The sequence below is a fragment of the Novosphingobium sp. BL-S-21 genome, from assembly GCF_055521655.1.
The window spans coordinates 580,518-597,099 of record NZ_JBVFVP010000003.1 but is presented as its reverse complement, the minus strand read 5'-3'; the positions used below and the strand labels follow the sequence as shown (position 1 = coordinate 597,099).

Annotated in this window: 16 protein-coding genes and 1 pseudogene; 10 read left to right on the top strand and 7 right to left on the bottom strand. The window is 61.5% G+C overall.

Translation table 11 applies throughout. From position 1 onward, the window contains the following. Nucleotides 1–176: 176 nt before the first annotated feature. A complete protein-coding gene (locus ACZ1J6_RS25080) occupies nucleotides 177–470 on the top strand; it encodes a DUF1330 domain-containing protein (protein WP_465128421.1) in 294 nt (97 codons plus the stop codon). A gap of 50 nt (nucleotides 471–520) precedes the next feature. On the opposite strand, the gene ACZ1J6_RS25075 is transcribed toward ACZ1J6_RS25080, so the two are convergent. After that, entirely contained in the window at nucleotides 521–1,045 is a 525-nt protein-coding gene (locus ACZ1J6_RS25075) for a DUF3598 domain-containing protein (protein ID WP_465128420.1), read from the bottom strand. A gap of 560 nt (nucleotides 1,046–1,605) precedes the next feature. Continuing rightward, nucleotides 1,606–1,817: pseudogene (locus ACZ1J6_RS25070) on the bottom strand (hypothetical protein); the annotation flags it as partial. 516 nt (nucleotides 1,818–2,333) lie between these two features. On the opposite strand from ACZ1J6_RS25070, the gene ACZ1J6_RS25065 reads away from it, so the two are divergent. From ACZ1J6_RS25065 to ACZ1J6_RS25025, 9 genes are all read left to right on the top strand, one after another. Further along, on the top strand, nucleotides 2,334–3,071 hold the full coding sequence (locus tag ACZ1J6_RS25065; RefSeq protein WP_465128419.1) for a DUF1838 family protein: 738 nt from the start codon (nucleotides 2,334–2,336) through the stop codon (nucleotides 3,069–3,071). 918 nt (nucleotides 3,072–3,989) lie between these two features. Next, nucleotides 3,990–4,256 (top strand): translation initiation factor IF-1, encoded by a 267-nt coding sequence (gene infA, locus ACZ1J6_RS25060; RefSeq protein WP_465128418.1) that lies wholly within the window; start codon nucleotides 3,990–3,992, stop codon nucleotides 4,254–4,256. Nucleotides 4,257–4,514: 258 nt separating this feature from the next. Further along, nucleotides 4,515–4,715 carry a hypothetical protein gene (locus ACZ1J6_RS25055; RefSeq protein ID WP_465128417.1) on the top strand — a complete coding sequence of 67 codons (201 nt, stop codon included), beginning with the start codon at nucleotides 4,515–4,517 and terminating at the stop codon, nucleotides 4,713–4,715. 196 nt (nucleotides 4,716–4,911) lie between these two features. Further along, entirely contained in the window at nucleotides 4,912–5,121 is a 210-nt protein-coding gene (locus ACZ1J6_RS25050; RefSeq protein ID WP_465128416.1) for a cold-shock protein, read from the top strand. A 77-nt stretch (nucleotides 5,122–5,198) separates the two neighbouring features. After that, complete coding sequence (locus tag ACZ1J6_RS25045) at nucleotides 5,199–5,411, top strand: hypothetical protein (RefSeq protein WP_465128415.1); 213 nt, start codon at nucleotides 5,199–5,201, stop codon at nucleotides 5,409–5,411. Next, nucleotides 5,408–5,665, top strand: coding sequence for a hypothetical protein (locus tag ACZ1J6_RS25040; protein ID WP_465128414.1), 258 nt, complete (start codon nucleotides 5,408–5,410; stop codon nucleotides 5,663–5,665). The genes ACZ1J6_RS25045 and ACZ1J6_RS25040 overlap by 4 nt, the downstream gene beginning before the upstream one ends. A 1,130-nt stretch (nucleotides 5,666–6,795) precedes the next feature. Further along, nucleotides 6,796–8,118 (top strand): MFS transporter, encoded by a 1,323-nt coding sequence (locus tag ACZ1J6_RS25035; RefSeq protein ID WP_465128413.1) that lies wholly within the window; start codon nucleotides 6,796–6,798, stop codon nucleotides 8,116–8,118. Beyond that, nucleotides 8,115–8,927, top strand: a complete 813-nt coding sequence (locus ACZ1J6_RS25030) for an alpha/beta fold hydrolase (RefSeq protein WP_465128412.1) — start codon at nucleotides 8,115–8,117, stop codon at nucleotides 8,925–8,927. The genes ACZ1J6_RS25035 and ACZ1J6_RS25030 overlap by 4 nt, the downstream gene beginning before the upstream one ends. Before the next feature lie 46 nt (nucleotides 8,928–8,973). Further along, entirely contained in the window at nucleotides 8,974–9,882 is a 909-nt protein-coding gene (locus ACZ1J6_RS25025; RefSeq protein WP_465128411.1) for a LysR family transcriptional regulator, read from the top strand. On the opposite strand, the gene ACZ1J6_RS25020 is transcribed toward ACZ1J6_RS25025, so the two are convergent. From ACZ1J6_RS25020 to ACZ1J6_RS25000, 5 genes are read right to left on the bottom strand one after another with little or no spacing between them, the layout of a single operon-like run. After that, complete coding sequence (locus tag ACZ1J6_RS25020; RefSeq protein ID WP_465128410.1) at nucleotides 9,879–10,814, bottom strand: alpha/beta fold hydrolase; 936 nt, start codon at nucleotides 10,812–10,814, stop codon at nucleotides 9,879–9,881. The two genes, ACZ1J6_RS25025 and ACZ1J6_RS25020, sit on opposite strands and share 4 nt — an antisense overlap. A gap of 30 nt (nucleotides 10,815–10,844) precedes the next feature. Further along, nucleotides 10,845–12,215, bottom strand: coding sequence for an LLM class flavin-dependent oxidoreductase (locus ACZ1J6_RS25015; RefSeq protein WP_465128409.1), 1,371 nt, complete (start codon nucleotides 12,213–12,215; stop codon nucleotides 10,845–10,847). Nucleotides 12,216–12,233: 18 nt separating this feature from the next. After that, entirely contained in the window at nucleotides 12,234–13,577 is a 1,344-nt protein-coding gene (locus ACZ1J6_RS25010; protein ID WP_465128408.1) for an MFS transporter, read from the bottom strand. Next, nucleotides 13,567–14,739: a M24 family metallopeptidase gene (locus tag ACZ1J6_RS25005; protein WP_465128407.1), complete on the bottom strand. Its 1,173-nt coding sequence runs from the start codon at nucleotides 14,737–14,739 to the stop codon at nucleotides 13,567–13,569. The genes ACZ1J6_RS25010 and ACZ1J6_RS25005 overlap by 11 nt, the downstream gene beginning before the upstream one ends. A 17-nt stretch (nucleotides 14,740–14,756) precedes the next feature. Beyond that, the gene (locus tag ACZ1J6_RS25000; RefSeq protein WP_465128406.1) at nucleotides 14,757–16,493 is read right to left on the bottom strand and encodes an N-acyl-D-amino-acid deacylase family protein; all 1,737 of its coding nucleotides are present in this window, start codon (nucleotides 16,491–16,493) and stop codon (nucleotides 14,757–14,759) included. Nucleotides 16,494–16,582: the final 89 nt, after the last annotated feature.

Genomic DNA, 16,582 nt, shown 5'->3' with positions numbered 1-16,582 from the left:
TCATGCCTCCATGAAATCCGCGATGGGGCAGGGAACCGCGTCTGCCTGGGCAATTACAGCACTGGCACGTGTGCATCCGCACAGCGGATAGCGTGGAACGCACAGTGCCACATGGCATGCGATGGAGGGACTGTCGGCGGGCAATCACTCCGCAATCAACACAAGGAGATAATTCCATGCCCGCCTGGCTTGTCGTTACCGCCCATCTGAAGGACCGCGAGGCATTCATGTCCTGCGGCTATGCCCAGGCCGCCGCCGAGGCGCTGGTCAATTATGGCGGAAATTATGTCGTGCGCGCACCAGGCGGCACGGTTCTGGAAGGCGAGGGTCCGGACGGTGGTTCGATCGTAGTCTCCGAATGGCCGGACCGTGCAAGCGCGCTCGCATTCTGGAATTCGCCGGAATACACCTCGGCTAAGAAGCTGCGCGAGGGTTTGGCGGACATCTCGGTCACGCTTGTCGGCGCGTGACACGGAAGCCGCCCCTGCCGGCAGCGAGCCGGCAGGGGCGAGAGCGTCCGTCAGATGCCGGGCGCGTCGTCGTTGGTCCAGTTCTGCCAGTCGCGGGTCACGAAGACCTCGTCGATCAGCGTCCGCTGGTAGCACTTTCCTTCACGGAACCACTGCCAGGTGCGTGCGCGATGGGTACGCTCGTCGTTGTTCTGGATCATCTCGTATAGATAGATACCGGGCTCGTCGGTGCGGGTCCAGTTCAGGCATGTCGAACGATTGAAATCGTCGGGTTGCATCGCTGCAGCCCAGCCTTTGATGAGGTCGTTATCCCACCAGATCCGGCCGTTCTTGTAGACGGCAGGAAAGTCCCGCACTTCGACGCGGCCATCGTCCCAGAAATAGTAGTTGGTCTGGTGATAGTGATCGACGCCGTCCTTTTCAAACAGGCGGCAGATCAGGCGCGAGCGGTGCTGGTCCGTCAGTTCGCCGGTCTTCGCGTCATAGTAGCGGTACCAGCCCTCCCAGACGCCTTCGTTCGACGCGAGCAGTGGCATCGCATCGCGAACCCCGGGCTCGTTCATCAACTCGGACATGATATCTCCTTGCCTCCGCAGGTCTGAAACAGCAGGAGTTACCCCCTGTTTCGCAAGTTTGCGCGGTTATCGAGGAACTGGTGGACGATGGGTCGAAGCTATCCGTTATGCGGATAGAGGCGGTAGGTCCCGCAAGGCCTTCAGGAAGCTATAGCGACGCTTGAGGTGGTCCTGGCAGCTCAAATGTCCTTCAACTTCATTATGGTCATGAGAAGGTGGGCGCGATCGGTTCGGACCTGTAAACAGGATCTTCCGTTGATGAGTGGCAGCTAAACCCACCTAAGATAATCGGACACGTTCTAGGAAGTGTGCCGTGTTGAGATCGCGGCGATCTTCAGGAGAAAGCTTACCCTGGTTTGGACATCTCCGATAATCCAGAAGTCAGGTGCTCAGGCACGAAATCCGGCCGCGCTAGCTTCTGCCATCTCACCACTGAAAATCAGCTGCATAAGGTGGGGAGCAAGGCCTTGATCGTAAAGCGCCAATGACCGGGCGAAGTCAGAAACAGCAATCATGAGGCGGCGATCAGGAAATAACATTTTTGTCGGAGGAGCGTCCTGTCGTGCGCTGTCGAAAATCATCCCGCCATCAGGCGTCAGACGGTAGCCAGTGACGAACCGAGCATCCTTGCCGGCGAGAAACAGCACGGCGGCTGTCAGGTTTTCCTCTGGCGATCCGTAGCGGCGGAGCGGAACGTTAGGGGTGGGATGTTGCCCGCTCCCCAAATGTCTGCGATCGATAGAACATTGTTTACGATGATATTGTCGGCGCCCATTCAGGCGACTCTGCAACGCGAGCGTGTCTGTCCATGTCGGCGTTTATCATCAGTTAGTGGTCAAAATCTGACGCTTGGTACCCGTCTGCCCAGATTCTTGAATGGCCAAGGTGTGTGGGACGGCGATGTTCGAGCTGGCATCGTCAAACAGCAGCTTTGCGCCGATTGTCGCCGTCGAACAGCGCCGTTCGTTTACTTAGAAGCGGTCATTCACTAAGATTGCACGGGCCCATCTGACGTGAGCACAGTTGCCTGACAGCAGCCCCCTATCCGAAGCGCGATCAATTTCTGTGTGCCGTAATGTAGACAGCACGCCTGAGAACAAGCTGCGTTACGAAAAGCAGTATCGAGGGGGATAAGATGATAGAGAATTGCCAAGCGGCAGGGCTGGATCGCCGCAGCGCACTGCGGCTCGGCGCGATCGCGCTGGCGGCAGCCACTATGCCCGTGAGTGCCGCAGCGGCCAGCCAGGTGAAGAAACGGACGCTCGATCCCGCCAACCCCGCCGATACTTTGCTCATCTATCGCAAGCTGCGTTTTCGGACCGACGACGGGCTGGTCTTCTCCTGGCTCAAGGGGCCGTACTATGCGGCCTATCAGGGCGATCTGATTCCGGTCTATGCGCTCAATCTGGGCTCGATCCAACGCGTCACGCAAAACCCTGACGGCAGCTTCAGCCTCATCGACCTGGAGATGAGCTTCCGCGTCGACGTGGAAACCGGCGAGCGCCTCTCCAAACTGCGCAACCCGATCACCGGCGAGATAGTGAAAGTGGGAGGGCGCGGCCCCGTGCCGTTCCCGGTGCGTTTCACCGCCACGAACGACGCCGAAATCGCCAAGCTGCCCGGTCAGCCGATATACGAGCACACACATCTGCCGATCAAGCCGTTCGACATCGGCAAGACCGATATCGCGGTACGCGACCGTTCTCACGCAAAAGTCACCGCGCCCGACGGGTTTATTTCGCACCTCAACGAAGTGTCGACTTTGTCCGCGCCAAAAGCGCTCGCGCTCGATCCCTCGGTTCATTACCTGGAAGCGCGTGTTCAATCGAACGACGTGCGCAGCTGGCCCGATTGGCTGAAGATGGGAGACCGGCCTGGCACGCTCAACCTCTTCGCCAACGGCGCCAAGGTTAGCCGGTTTGAAGATCTGCCCGAAGACTTCCATGCACTGCTGGAAAAGCACTATCCCAAGATCGCCGCCGATCCCATTGCGGCGCTCGACGCGAAGCCCTCGGTCGCGGGCTGACCGGGGACTACACTCCGGTACGCCCCCAGAGGTGCCTTCTCCTTCGGGATCGCCCCGTCAGGCACCAATGTCCCAGCGGGATGGATTCTACGCGCGATACGCTGCTGGGCTAAGTAGACACCTGTCTCCCGTGCGCAGGTGCGCTGGCGCTACTGGCGAGAATGCCGTAGCCGCGCCTGACCCTGCTCGTGTGTCAGTATGCATAGTCCCGCTACCTTCTGCGCGGCTTTGCGCCCTAATCGGTCATTCCTAGTGTGATCGGCGGCCCCCGAAACCTGTCGGTTCTGTATCCATTGGCAGTCGGGTTCGTCAGCGGCAAGATGGGTGGTCGCCAGTTAATCAGGTTTGCCACACAAACTTTTCACGGCTGCGAAGAGAACGGCGATAGAATTCATTCGGTATCAGCGGCGCATTGGGCTGTTCCCACCGAACGTAGACGTCATGGGTTCGGACCCTTCCCAATTTATCACCGAATTATCAGTTGATCCCAATTTCATTACATGGGCCTCCCGCCAATTTTATTTGACCCAAAACCACTTCTCCGCATAAGAGTTCCGATTGTGAGAAGCAATTGCTGCCGATGCGAAAGATTCCAACAGCCGCCGCTGGCCGTTTGCGATGAGACCGCATTGCGCCGACCCATGCTATTCGACAGCGGTTGCGCCTTGGCCGGGACATTTAAGGACCGCGGTTCAAGCAAAAAAGCCGATTGGCTGTGAAGCAATAACGACTGACTCAAACCATTTGAGGCTAAAGGCTTGCAAATATTATGCATGGCTATATATAGAAATAGCTAAACGTCGTTTGCGACGGAATTTGATAGCCGCTTTTTCGGCCTACCTCTTCCTTTTCAATCTTCATGGCTCCGTGACGGGACACATCCGATCGCGGACGACTATTTGTACGCAAGGAACTGGTTTGGCGAACGAAGAGCTCATGACAGTGGGAGGCAAGATCAACGAGATCTCGCCTGACGGACGCTTCGGCGTGACACTCGATAATGAGCATCGGATCATCGCTTACACGGCGGGGAAATTGCGCCGTCACCGGATTCGCTCGGTCGTTGGAGACCACGTACACATGGAAATGAAGCCTTACGATCTAACCAAAGGTCGGATCATCTATCGCGAACAGACCCTCGGGCAAGGTCCGGCCGGCGTCCGGCGCCGTGTGATCAGGCGCTGATCCGATTTCAACAAAAAGGCGGCGGCAAAACCGCTGCACGCAGGAATATAATGAATTGTATGAATGCTGGCGCTGCTTGGCGCCACACTACCTCGTCAAGTAAAAGCTCGGCGGGCAACGAACCTAGGGGGCGGCGCCCGTCTTTCTCCGCCATGCTTTCGACCCTCGAACTGCGACGGCTTGTCGCTGCGATGGTCGACTGAACAATAAAACTGGCGGTCGAGCCGAGGCATGACCGCATCTGGCAGGAGATTGCCCTTGGATATCAACAAAGAATACGCCGCTCACCAGCATGCCCTGATGCGGGCCGATAATTCGGCGTGCAACGACGATCGCCGGGCGCATCTCGCCCAGGCCTTGTCTATAGCCAACCGGATCAGCGTCTTTCAGCGTGAACTGGGCGCGGCAGCGGCCGGCGCCTGGAGCATGACCCAGACCGCTGGGTGTGTACGCGCCTGATAGCACTCCGCCAGCCTAATGCTGGTGCTCAATCCTGCTCTTGTTGAAGTTCGACCGGTATCGACGATTTGATTTCAGAACTGGAAAATCCGTTTCCATTCCTGCAAGACGACGACTTCCTTTCAAGTAACAACTTGACGCAAGACACCGTCCGCAATCGCTGACGGCCACCCCCGTTTCTTGAAAGGAAACGTACATGACTATCGGAACCGTAAAATTCTTCGACGAAGGCAAGGGCTATGGTTTCATTCAGCCTGATAACGGCGGGAAGGACAGCTTCGTTCATATCTCCGCCGTGCAGGCGGCTGGCCTGGGTATTCTGAGCAGGGACCAGCGCGTGTCCTATGACGTCGAGACAGGCCGCAACGGCAAGGAATCGGCGATTAATCTTAGCAACGCCAACTGATCAACGCTTGTTCCGGCATTCCATTCGGGGTTTGCCGGAACACCTGATTCCATGCCCCGTACCAGGAGTGAATGCTTATGGCACTTTCCTACGAATTCCTCATTGAGCGCGCGGAACAGGCGGCGCAGGAAGCAGCATGTTCCGTGCTGGAAAAGGTGCGGGAACGCGCATTGCGCTCGGAAACAGCATGGCGGAGGATGGCCAACCAGATGCTCGAAGTCGCTCGCACCCGCGAGCTTGCCGCGCAGAAGAGACTTGCCGAAGGCCAATGGATCGGCGTTCCGCAATGACTGAAAACCTGACCCTTACTGCGAAGACCCTGATTGAAGCTCATGAGGCGTCTGACGTTTCCGCGACTAATGGGATCGTCTGCCTTGCCAACATTTTGCGGAAGCGCGGCTTACTGACCGACGCAGAGACTTCGGCAATGTATGACAGTATGAGCCTCCCGTTCGGCCTGCCGAAATACGCCGGAAACCGTGCCGTTCAGGAGTTACAGTTGAACCTCGATCAGTTGTTTGCTGTCGTCGTTGCGCCGAAGTAGCTGGGGCCAGTAGGGAATAGGCTCGTGCCTAGACTTCTGTCATTTTGGTTGAGCCGAGAAGCGCCATTGGTGGGTTGTGGTAGTAGCGGCGCTTGATACGCTAGTCTGCGAACATCTGGAAGTGGTCGGCAGCCTATTCCGATTGCGTGTCAGCTATCCCCGCTACCCGGCTCCGGACCGGACAGTCCTTATCGGCCCGTGGCTGCCATTGGGGAATAGGTTGTTGAACGTCCGAAAGAGGGCGTGTCCGGAACAGCACTTTTTTATGTATCAGTGCCAGATAGCTGATGGGTCGTCTAATCGCAGCTCGCTGGCAAGCAGATTTTGAGCTGACCGTATGCCGGGTTCAGGGTCGTCTTCGCGGTCGCCATGGGCCGCCGCGCGGTGGGTCTTCGGCGGACGGAACCTTCCTATGTGGACGTCGCACTCGGCAAAAGCCGGTCGCGCTAGCTAGCAAGATGGCGCGCATGATCTGGGCGCTGCTCACCAAGAATGAAGATTACAGAGCTCCGACAGCTGTCGCGGTGTAAGCCAAGACTGCGGTCAGAGGCGTCGGGGACGTAGGCGGTCGAAGCAGGGTATGGCACAACCGTCGGCGAGACGGGGCTGGAAGAACCAGGAAATGGCAGAGCGCTAGCCAAGCGCGTAAAACTGTAATGGATCCAGTCCGCGAACTCCCATACTGGCCCGCAGCTTATGGCGTTGCTCATCGAGGCCGGACAGATGAGAGCATCCGACAACGTGCCAACATACCCCGATTTGCTGCTTGCATCCGAAGGGGCGGCCACAGATGCCATTCCGACACCTCCCGCGAAATCTGACATAGGGCGTTTTCTGCCGTTCTCCGGCGGGGACCAAGCGTGTGATGCGGATCACTAGCCGACAGACTCGTTGCCGCGTTGATGACTTCAACGACCACCAGGAGCCTCGATTAGACCCATCGTGGCGCTGCTCAGATGCCTAAACGGCTTTATCCCAGTTTTGCTGAATAGTCCGATGTTTTGGACCTTGCGGTGAGAGACGGAGCCGCCGTGTACCACGGGTTGTCGTCAAGCGGATAGTCGCCGGCACTTGCATGACCGGAGTTAGACACACGATAAGCTTTGCCCCAAGCGCCAGAAAGGAAATGCATGGCCCACGGGCAATACGCCAAAAACCAGACTATCGGCCCGGCCATAGCCTGGATTACGGTCGCAACATTGTTCATCGCGCAGATCGTTTCGACGGTGGATCGCGGGATGCTTGCGCTTGTTATCGATCCGGTACGCCGCGACCTGGACATCAGCGAAATGCAGATCGCACTGCTTCAGGGCTTTGCCTTCTCGATCTTCTACGTCACGGTTGGCCTGCCCCTTGGCGCCGTGGCCGATGTCGTGAACCGCCGTAGGCTCTTGATCGCCGGCATTCTCGTCTGGAGCGCGGCAACCGTTGCGGGTGGTTTCGCGCAAGGGTTCGGCTCGATGTTTGCCTCGCGCCTGTTCATTGGCGTGGGAGAGGCCGTGCTCGGGCCTTGCGCGGTCACGATGATAAGCGATCTGTTCCCGCCCGAACGGCGCGGACGTCCCATGGCGCTTTACGTGTTCGGCAGCATGATTGCGTACGGTTTGGGTTCGCTGATCAGCGGGGTTATCCTGGATCTTGCACCCAAAGGCATCTTTGCGAACCTGCCGTTCATCGGACATCTTGTCCCCTGGCGCATTGCCTTTGCGTTGGTCGGCGCGTCGGGGCTGTTGATAGTGCTGCTGTTGTTCCTGCTTCGCGAGCCGGTGCGGCAGACTGACGGGGGCGATGGCGATTCCAAGGTTTCGTTTGCCGAGGGATTGGCATTGCTGGCCGCGCAGCGTGCGGTCTTTCTGCCGCTTTACGGCTCCTTGGCCCTCTTCGCAATGGGTGGCTCGGTCGCCACCGGCTGGGGGGCGGTGTTCCTGACGCGGGCATTCGGATACCCGCTCGGTGCGGCCGGAAAGGGGCTGGGTATGAGCCAGGTCTGTTGGGCGGTGGCAGGTGCGATCGTTGCCGGGATTGTGGTCGACCGGGTCGGCGCACGTTCCGGCCCGGGAGGCCGCATGCGCCTTGCGGCGGGCATCGCGCTCTTGGGAATTCCCTCAAGCCTGCCGCTCCTTGCAAGCAGCGGGACGGCGGCGATGGTCCTGTTGGGTGAGGTCATGATGGTGAGCGCGATCTACGGCACCACCATGCTTTCGGTGATTTCCGAGATTTCCCCGAACAAGGTCAGGGGTTTTGCCGTGGCGCTCTATGCCTTCGTGATGACGATCATCGGCGGATCACTGGGTCCGCTGGCTGTCGCCTATCTCACCGAGTCCGTTTTCGCCTCACCGCTGGCCGTGGGCCACTCAATGGCCGTGGTGGGAATGGCGGCTCTCCTCATCTCGGCGCTGCTCGCATTGCGCGCTGCGTCACGCATTTCCTCCCAAGTACGGAACCTGCCATGACCACGATCACGCGCGGCTACGCCAAGAGCCGCTTTGGCCAGCTTCACTACCGCCTTGCGCATAGCAATGGTGCGGGGGTGCCGCTGCTTTGCCTGCACCAGACCCCCAGTAGCAGCGCGGACTGGCTGCCGGTGATGGGACCGCTTTCCACCGGTCGCACGGTGATTGCGGTGGACACGCCCGGTTACGGCATGAGCGACGCACCGCCTCAACCCGCGAGTATCGAGGACTTCGCCGAGATAATGGCGCAGCTTATGGCGGACCTGGGTGCACAGGGCGTCATTGCTTCGGGCTGCTTTGATGTCTTGGGATTTCACACCGGCTCCCTCATCGCGACGCAGCTTGCTCGCAGCCTGCCAGATAGGGTGCGTAAGGTCGTCGTCTTCGGACTAGCTGCCTATCCCGCCGAAGTGCGTGAGGACAAACTGGCCAATCTGCTCAAGGCTTTCCCGCCGCCGGGGCCTTCGCTCGACCATGTGGAGAGGCTCTGGTCGATCATCGGCGAACTGAGCGATCCGCGCATCTCCTGGGAAGAGCGCCATGTCAACATGGCCGAATGCCTGCGTCTGGGCGCGCGAATGCCCTGGGGATATATCTCGGTTTATCGCTACGATTTCCTCGGCGCTATGGCGCAGGTTGAGCAGCCGGTGCTGGTGATGAACCCGGAAGACGACTTGTGGGACGTGACTTTGGCCACCGCACATACTTTCCGGAACGGTCGGCGCGTGGATCTGGCAGACGTGAAGCACGGTGTACTCAAACTGGAAACAGCGCGCGTGGTGAGCGAGATCGCAGCGTTTCTTGGCTAATCCGCACGAACATGCGATCCTGTGGTTTTAAGGAGCAAAACGCTTCGTGAACCTGGTGCAGCTCAAGCGAATGATCGCGATTTACGAGAGCGGCAGCCTGCGCAAGGCATCCAAGTCGGTCGGTGTCACCCAGCCCGCGCTGACGCTCAGCATCCGGCAGCTCGAGGAAGAGTTCAACACTAGCCTGTTCGAGCGGGGTCCGACCGGCGTGCGCCCGACCGAAATGTGTGAAAAGCTGGTCCAGCGCGCCCGGCTGATGCTGATGGAAGAGCAGCGGATCATAAACGATCTGGCGACCGCCAACCGCGTTCCCAAAGTGGCGGTAGGAGTTCATCCGATCATCATGAACGACATGATGAGCCGAGCCATGCGCCAGTTCGTCGACCAGTCGGGGCCAGTCGACATGTGGGTGCGCGAAGGGTACACGACCCAGCTTCTCGACCTGTTGTCCGCCGGCGAACTGGACTTCGCTTTCTGCGGGTTGCCCGACGGATACAGCAGCGAGACGTTCGCGTTCGAACCCCTGTTCAAGCGCGAATATGCAGTCGTGGCGGTGCCCGACCATCCGGTGTTCGCGATGGACGAACACGATTTCGCGGCAGGGACCGATTTCGTTTGGGCTCATGTCAGCGCTTACGAGACCGCCGATCCGATAGACAACGACGATGTCGTCACGATCCTGCGCAAGTTCGGCTATTCGAAGCAGTGCAAGGCAGTGAAGGCGTCATCCACCACTTTCGTGAAGAGCATGATCCTTCACTCGGGGATGATCGGTATGGTTGCCTGCGAGGCCGTGGCTGACGAACTGGCGAGCGGGTCGCTCCGGCGCCTGCCCGGCTCGGAAATTCCAGCCCCCGCGTTTGGGTTCATTACCCTGAACGAACGTTACGAAAACCGAACGGTGCGGCAGCTCAAGGCGATCGTTCGCCATTGCTGCGCGCATCGGGCCGGCTAGAGGTCAAAGTCCCCTACAAAGGATTTGAGAACTTTGCCGGTTGCAGGCGGATTGTCCTGCATCACGAACGCGCCCGCGTTCTTGATTACGGCAGTGCGGCTGCTTTTCAGCGCGGCTTCGGCGGCGGGACGGAATTTGGGATAGGCCTTGTCACGATCGCCGTAGACCAAGAGCGTCGGCGCCTGGACGCGCGCCAGCGTTCCGGCGATATCGGTCACGGCGACGCCGCGCTCGGAAGGCTGGATCCAGCGGCCGGCGGCTTTGCGGCTGAGCACGCCATCGGCATTGATCGGGCCGGTGTTGATGATGCCGAAGATCTGCGTCAGCAGTTCGGGCGGCGTTGGCAGGGGATCGCCGTTCTTATCGAAAAGGGCACCCTGCTTGTCGTCCACCGCGGCCTTGACTTCGGACAGCGAACGCCGCGGGCCAAGCGCGCACGAAACTAGCGCCAGCTTGCGTACCCGCTCGGGCCAGAACGCAGCGAGCGGTACGGCAAGGCAACCGCCTAGGGACGTGCCGATCAGGTCGACCCGCTCCAGACCAAGTTCGTCGAAAGCACCAACGAGCAAGGCGGCCGTCTCGCCCAACGTCTGGATGTAGGGCGCGGGGCCATCCCAGCGCGAACCGCCGTGGCCTGGGAGGTCAAAGGCGATCACCTGCCGTCCTTCGGCCAGCATCGGCGCCACGAAGCGCCAGTCGGAAAGCCAACCACCGAGCTTGTGCAACAAGACGATCGGTGGCTTGCCGGTAACCGCTTCTCCGATAACGGCGTGGTGCAGGACGCCGCCCGCGCGGCGCAGATCGCCCTGGCGCGTCCATGGCCCGGCGGGAGGAACGACGGTGGGGCCGGCACTGTGCGCGGCCTTTACGGGAAGGGCGCTCATCGCACCGGCAATGGCCAGCATTTTGGCGGCATCGCGACGGTTCAACATTCCTCTATTCCTTTTCGACGTTGGGGACGGTCAGGCCCATATATCCGGCTCGCGACCGAGGCCGGGATCGGCGACGAATGCGTTCTCCGGTCTGGGCAGGCCGAGATTTTCGCGAAGCGTATCGCCTTCGTACTCGCGGCGGAATAGTCCGCGTTTCTGCAGGATGGGTATGACCTGGTCCACGAAGTCCTCCAAAACGCCCGGCTGGTAATTCGGCGAGAGCGAGAAGCCATCGGCGCTGCCCGCGCGGAACCAGTTTTCGCAGAGGTCCGCTACCTGTTCTGGGGTGCCGGTATACGAGAAGCTCGCGCGCGAGACGACGACGCGGCGGGCGAGCAGACCGATCGGCAGATCCTCTTCTCGCGCCATGCGCAGGATCTGCTGCTGCACCCACTTACCGCCGTTGGTCTCCGGCAGGTCGGGCAGGCGATCGTTTACTGAGAGGTGCGAGAGGTCGACGCCAAGTTGCAGGCTCAACGTGCGCAGTGCCAGCGCTTCGGGCACGAGATCGAGCAGCTCCTCGTCGGCGCGACGCGCCTCGGCTTCGCTGGCACGGACCATGAGCTGGACGGAGGGGATGACTTTGACGTGATCCGGGTTGCGCCCGAAGGCGGCGGCGCGGCCGCGCATGTCGGCTCGAAATTCCCGGGCCACTTCCAGCGAGCTGGCGGCAGTGAAGATCATGTCCGCCGTGCGTGCCGCTAGTGCCCGTCCCGGCCCGGAGCCGCCGGCCTGGACGATAACGGGATGACCTTGCGGCGGGCGAGCGATATTCAGCGGACCGGCGACGGCAAAATGCTCACCCTTGTGGTCGAGCTGATGGACTTTGCCCGGATCGAAATAGCGCGCGGCCGCGCGGTCACGCAGGATCGCGCCGTCTTCCCAGCTGTCCCAGAGATTACGGACTACGTCGACGAATTCCTCGGCGCGGGCATAGCGGGCGCTGTGGTCCATGTTGACGTTGCGGCCAAAGTTGCGTGCCTCGCTGTCGCTGGCCGAAGTCACCACGTTCCAGCCCGCACGGCCCTTGGAGATATGGTCGAGCGAGGCATAGCGGCGGGCGATCGCGTAAGGCTCATTGTAGGTGGTGGAAGCCGTTGCGATCAGGCCGATGTGCTTCGTCACGACTGCCAGCGCTGCCAGCAGCGTGGTCGGCTCCAGCTTGCCGCCGTAGTCGGTGGCGGCGAAGGCATCGCGGCCCGATATATGCGGAAATCCTTGGGAATCGCCCGAAAAATAGCAGTGCATCTTGCCGCGCTCGGCCGTCTGGGCGAGTTGGGCGTAATGCGCGAAGTCGTGCTGATCGGCCGCCGGGGCTCCCGGCCAGCGCCAGCCGCCAGGATGGGCGCCGCTGTTATGTATGAAGGTGGCGAGGATCATTTGCCTGGGGGCGTCAGTCATTGTTGAACTCCGGGAAAATCAATTTTGGCTGGCAGCGATGACGCGCGCCAGTTCTCCGTCCGCGGGCGCGGTACGAAAGGCGCGAGCGGCAAGAGCGAAGCACGCCGCTGCCAGCATGAGGCAGGGCAGGACGACGCAGACGAAGGAGGCGGCGATGCGCGAGGGACCGCCCAGAACGTTTTCGGATACGAAGGCGATGGCGAAGGGGCCGCCGGCACCGGCCGGCAGCGCGGCCACGACACTGAGGAAGGAATAAGAGAAGCCCCGCATGCCGTTGGGCACGATCTCTTGCACGGTCGCGTTCATGGCGACGTTAAGCATGGGCGTGGTGAGGCTGATCGTGGCAAGCGCCGCGATGGCGAATCCGAGGCCCGGGGCAAGTCCCGAAAAGGCGGCCGGCAGGGCAAGGATCGGCAGTACGACCATCAGCCCGATCCGGCCGGACTTGCGTGCCTTGGCACGGCTATCTGCAGCAAGACCGCCCAGGACATAGCCGCTGATACCTGCGATCAGCATGCCCAGGCCCAGCAGGTTGGCGATCTGCGGAAGGGTGAGGCCATATGTCCGCATCAGCAGCGGCGCGGTCCACGACGTCACGCCTACGAAGGCGACGTAATAGAGGCAAAAGCCTCCGAACAGTGGCGCGACCAGCGTACGGTGACGCCATAGGTAGGACAGCTTCTCGCCCACTTGCGCCGGTACCTCTGCCTCGCAAGTCTGGCTGGCGCCGATCCCTCGACGGGCGGGTTCGCGGATGGTCAGAAAAGCCAGGCCGACGAGGGGTCCGATGGCGCCGCACAGCAGGAAGGCACTGCGCCAGGGAATGACCAGTCCATAGCCCGGCAGCGCGATATGCAGGTTGGCAGCGAGGATCGCTCCAGGAACGACCGACGACAATGAAGTCCCGATGGTTGCACCGATAAGATAGGCGCTGAGCGCTCGCCCGCGCCGCTCCGGCGGGAACATGTCCGCGATTAGCGACATCGCCGCCGGGGCGATTGCCGCTTCGCCGAGGCCGACCAAGGCGCGCAATACGAAGAACGTCGCAAAGTTCGGGGCCAGGCCGCCAAGCGCGGTCGACAGGCTCCAGACAATGATCGCGCCGCCCAGAACACGCTTTCGTACATGCCGGTCCACCAGGGAGCCGAGCCATAGGCCGCACACGCCGCTCAGCAGCGAATAGGCAAGGCCCATGAGGAGGCCCATGCGGATATCGTCGATGCCGAGATCCGCCTTTATCGGCTCTGCCAAGACACCGACGATCGCCTTGTCGATGCTGTAGAAGTTCGCGGCAAGAAACAGCAGCAGCATCGGCCAGAGCGTCTGCCGGACCGGCGGGAAAGGAGAGGTATCAGTCGACACGGACAGTGCGTCCATCGATGCAGGCCAGCAGGCGGCCGTCTGCATCGTTGAGGATCTCGACCCTGTCGCCGTCGAGATAGATGATATCCTCGAAATGGAACTTGCCGATTTCTGGGCCGATCCAAGGCAGGTCGCAGCTCAGGACCATGCGGTCGATCAGTTCGAAACTGTGCATGCCGCCGCCGGGGTGGGGATGATCCGTGTGCTCCAGCCCCACCGAGTGGAGCCCGCAGGCCCGGAACTCTGGATTTCCGTGGGCCTGGATCGAGGCGACGACAGCCTGCTCGACATCGGTGGACAGCCGGCCGGCGCGAAATTCCGGCAGCGCGGCTTGCCAGCCCAGACGCGTGGCATTGTAGCGCTTTAGTTGTTCGGCGGAGGGTTCGCCGATCACGGCGGTACGGCCGATATCGCTGGTGTAATGGGCAAATTCGGCGGTTGCGTCGAAAGTCACCATGTCGCCATGTTGCAGTTCGGTGGTCTTGGCCAGACGGCCGAACCCGGGGCGGTAGGGGGTGATGAGCAGGAACACCGGGCGTCCGCCCGCGAGTGCAGCGGCGGACCAGAATACCCGCTCGGCCTCGGCGCAAGTGGCGCCGGCGGCCAGGGCTTCGGCGGAGATCTGCAAGGCCAGTTCGGTCTTGCGGGCGGCGGCACGCATATTGCCTATTTCCGCCGGAGTCTTGACCATGCGCATGTCGCGCAGAAGATCGCGCGCAGGGAGCACCTGGATGGTGCCGCCCAGGAGGGCGTTCACGTCAAGGCCTAGTCCGCGATCCTCGAAGGCGATGCGGCCCTTGTCCAAACCGAGCTCGCGCAAGTATTGGGCCACCGCCTCCTGATGGTTCTGCGGCAGGCCCTCGGCGGTGAGCACACCTTGTACGCCGCCGGCGCCGATGCCGGGCTTGCGGGCATAGCCGCGGACGATCATCCAGGTGCCCTGCCCCTGCTGAGGCTGGCCCATGTCTACTTCGACGGTGAGCACGGCGGCGTCGCGCGAAGGGTCGCGGGGCAGGAGCGCCAAGGCAAGATCGCCAAAGCCCCAACTGGCGTCGGTCGCCCAGCTGGAGAGGTAGTAGGTGTTGATCGGACTGGATGCGACGACGAGATCGATGCGATCCCGGTCCATCAGGGCGTCGGCGCGTTCACGATTCAGGAGCAAGGGCATTCTCGATCTGGTCAGTTGGGGCGAGGAGAGGAGCGTCGTCCGCGCACAAGACGCCCTGGCAGCGCGCCGGTGGGCCTGTCGTCGCGGGCGGTGACGAGGCCAGACACCACGGTGGCGGCATAGCCGCTGGCGGTCTGGGTCAGGCGGCGGCCGCCGGCGGGCAAGTCGAAGCTGGCGCGCGGCGCGGCGAGGGAGAGCTTGTCGTAGTCGATCACGTTGAGGTCCGCCTTGAAGCGCGGTAGGATTAGGCCGCGATCGCCGAACCCGCCTACTTGTGCGGTATGACGAGTCATCCGCCGCACGGCTTCCTCAATAGGCAGGCGCTCGCCCCTGCGGTCTCGGGTCCAGTAGGTGAGCACAAAGGTCTGCATCGAGCCGTCGCAGATCGCGCCGACATGAGCGCCGCCGTCGCCGAGGCCGAGCACGGTTTCCTCGCGCGTCAGCATATCGTGGACGACGTCGAGGTTGTAGCGGGTGAAATTGCGTGCTGGGAAATAGAGGATCGCCTGGCCGTCATCCTCCAGCAACGCGTCGTAGGCCACTTCCGCAACTGTGCAGCCGCGCTCGCGGGCCAGGTTGTCGAAGCGCTCGCGTTCGGGAGGTGCATAATCGGGGGTGCCGCCCATCGCGTAGCAGCGGGCGATATCGCGCATGAACGCCGGATACTTCACAGGATCGAGCGGTAGCTCCATCTCGGCCAAGATCGCCGCGCGCACCTCGGACTTGCGCATTTCGGCGGCGCGGTTCGCGACAGGCAGGTGCTCAATGCGATCGTAACTGGGACAGCCTCGGAATGGGTTGAGACTGAGTTGCAGTCCGTAGAGCACGCCAACGGGACGGCCGACGATTTGCCCATAGATATCGAGCCCGCGCTCGCGCTCGGCGGCGCAAGCCTCGGCAATCTCCTGCCAGCGATCCGGGGCCTCGTTGTATTGGAGTAGTGGGAACGTCACCGTATGGCCCGACGCCTCGGCGATACGGGCGAGCATGCGGAATTCGGAGGAGAAGCCGTTGGCCGTGTCGAACTCGGACGCCGACATGAACAGGTGCTGCCCATGCGGCTTCATGGCCAGGGCGATGGCCATGAGTTCGTCCTCGCTCGCGGTCGTTACAGGAAGCTGCTCGCCGCTGGCCGTGCGGTGACCGACCACCCGTGTGGTGGAAAAGCCGAAAGCGCCCGCCGCTACGCCATCAGACACGAGCGCGGCCATGGTTTGCATATCGGCGGGGGTGGCCGGTTCGCGCGCGATCGCGCGCTGGCCCATTGCGTGGACCCGCACTGGAATATGGGGAACTGCCACGGCGAAGTCGGCATCCATCTGCCGCTGCGCGATGGCGTCCATGTATTCCGGGAAAGTTTCCCAATTCCAGGGAAGGCCTTTGGCCATGACGATGCCGGGGATGTCTTCCACGCCTTCCATGACGTCGATCATCTGTGCGCGCATCTCGGGCCGGCAGGGCGCAAAACCGACGCCGCAATTGCCCATCAGCACGGTGGTGACGCCGTGGTTGGTCGAGGGCGAGAACTGCGTATCCCAAGTGACCTGGGCATCGTAATGCGTGTGGATGTCGACGAAGCCCGGCGTAACTAATTTGCCGCGCGCGTCGATTTCCTCGCGCCCCGAACCGGGGACGGCCCCGGTCGCGACGATATGCCCGTTCGCTATAGCAACGTCGCCGTCCCACAGCCCGGCACCGGTGCCATCGGCCACGGTGCCGCCGCGAATGACGAGATCATAGTCGCTCATCGCCGTCTCCATTTCTGCAGGGCAAAGAGGCCGGGGCGCCAGAGGGAAAAATAGGGCGCCCCGGCAAGAGGTTCGAACCAGCCTGGGGC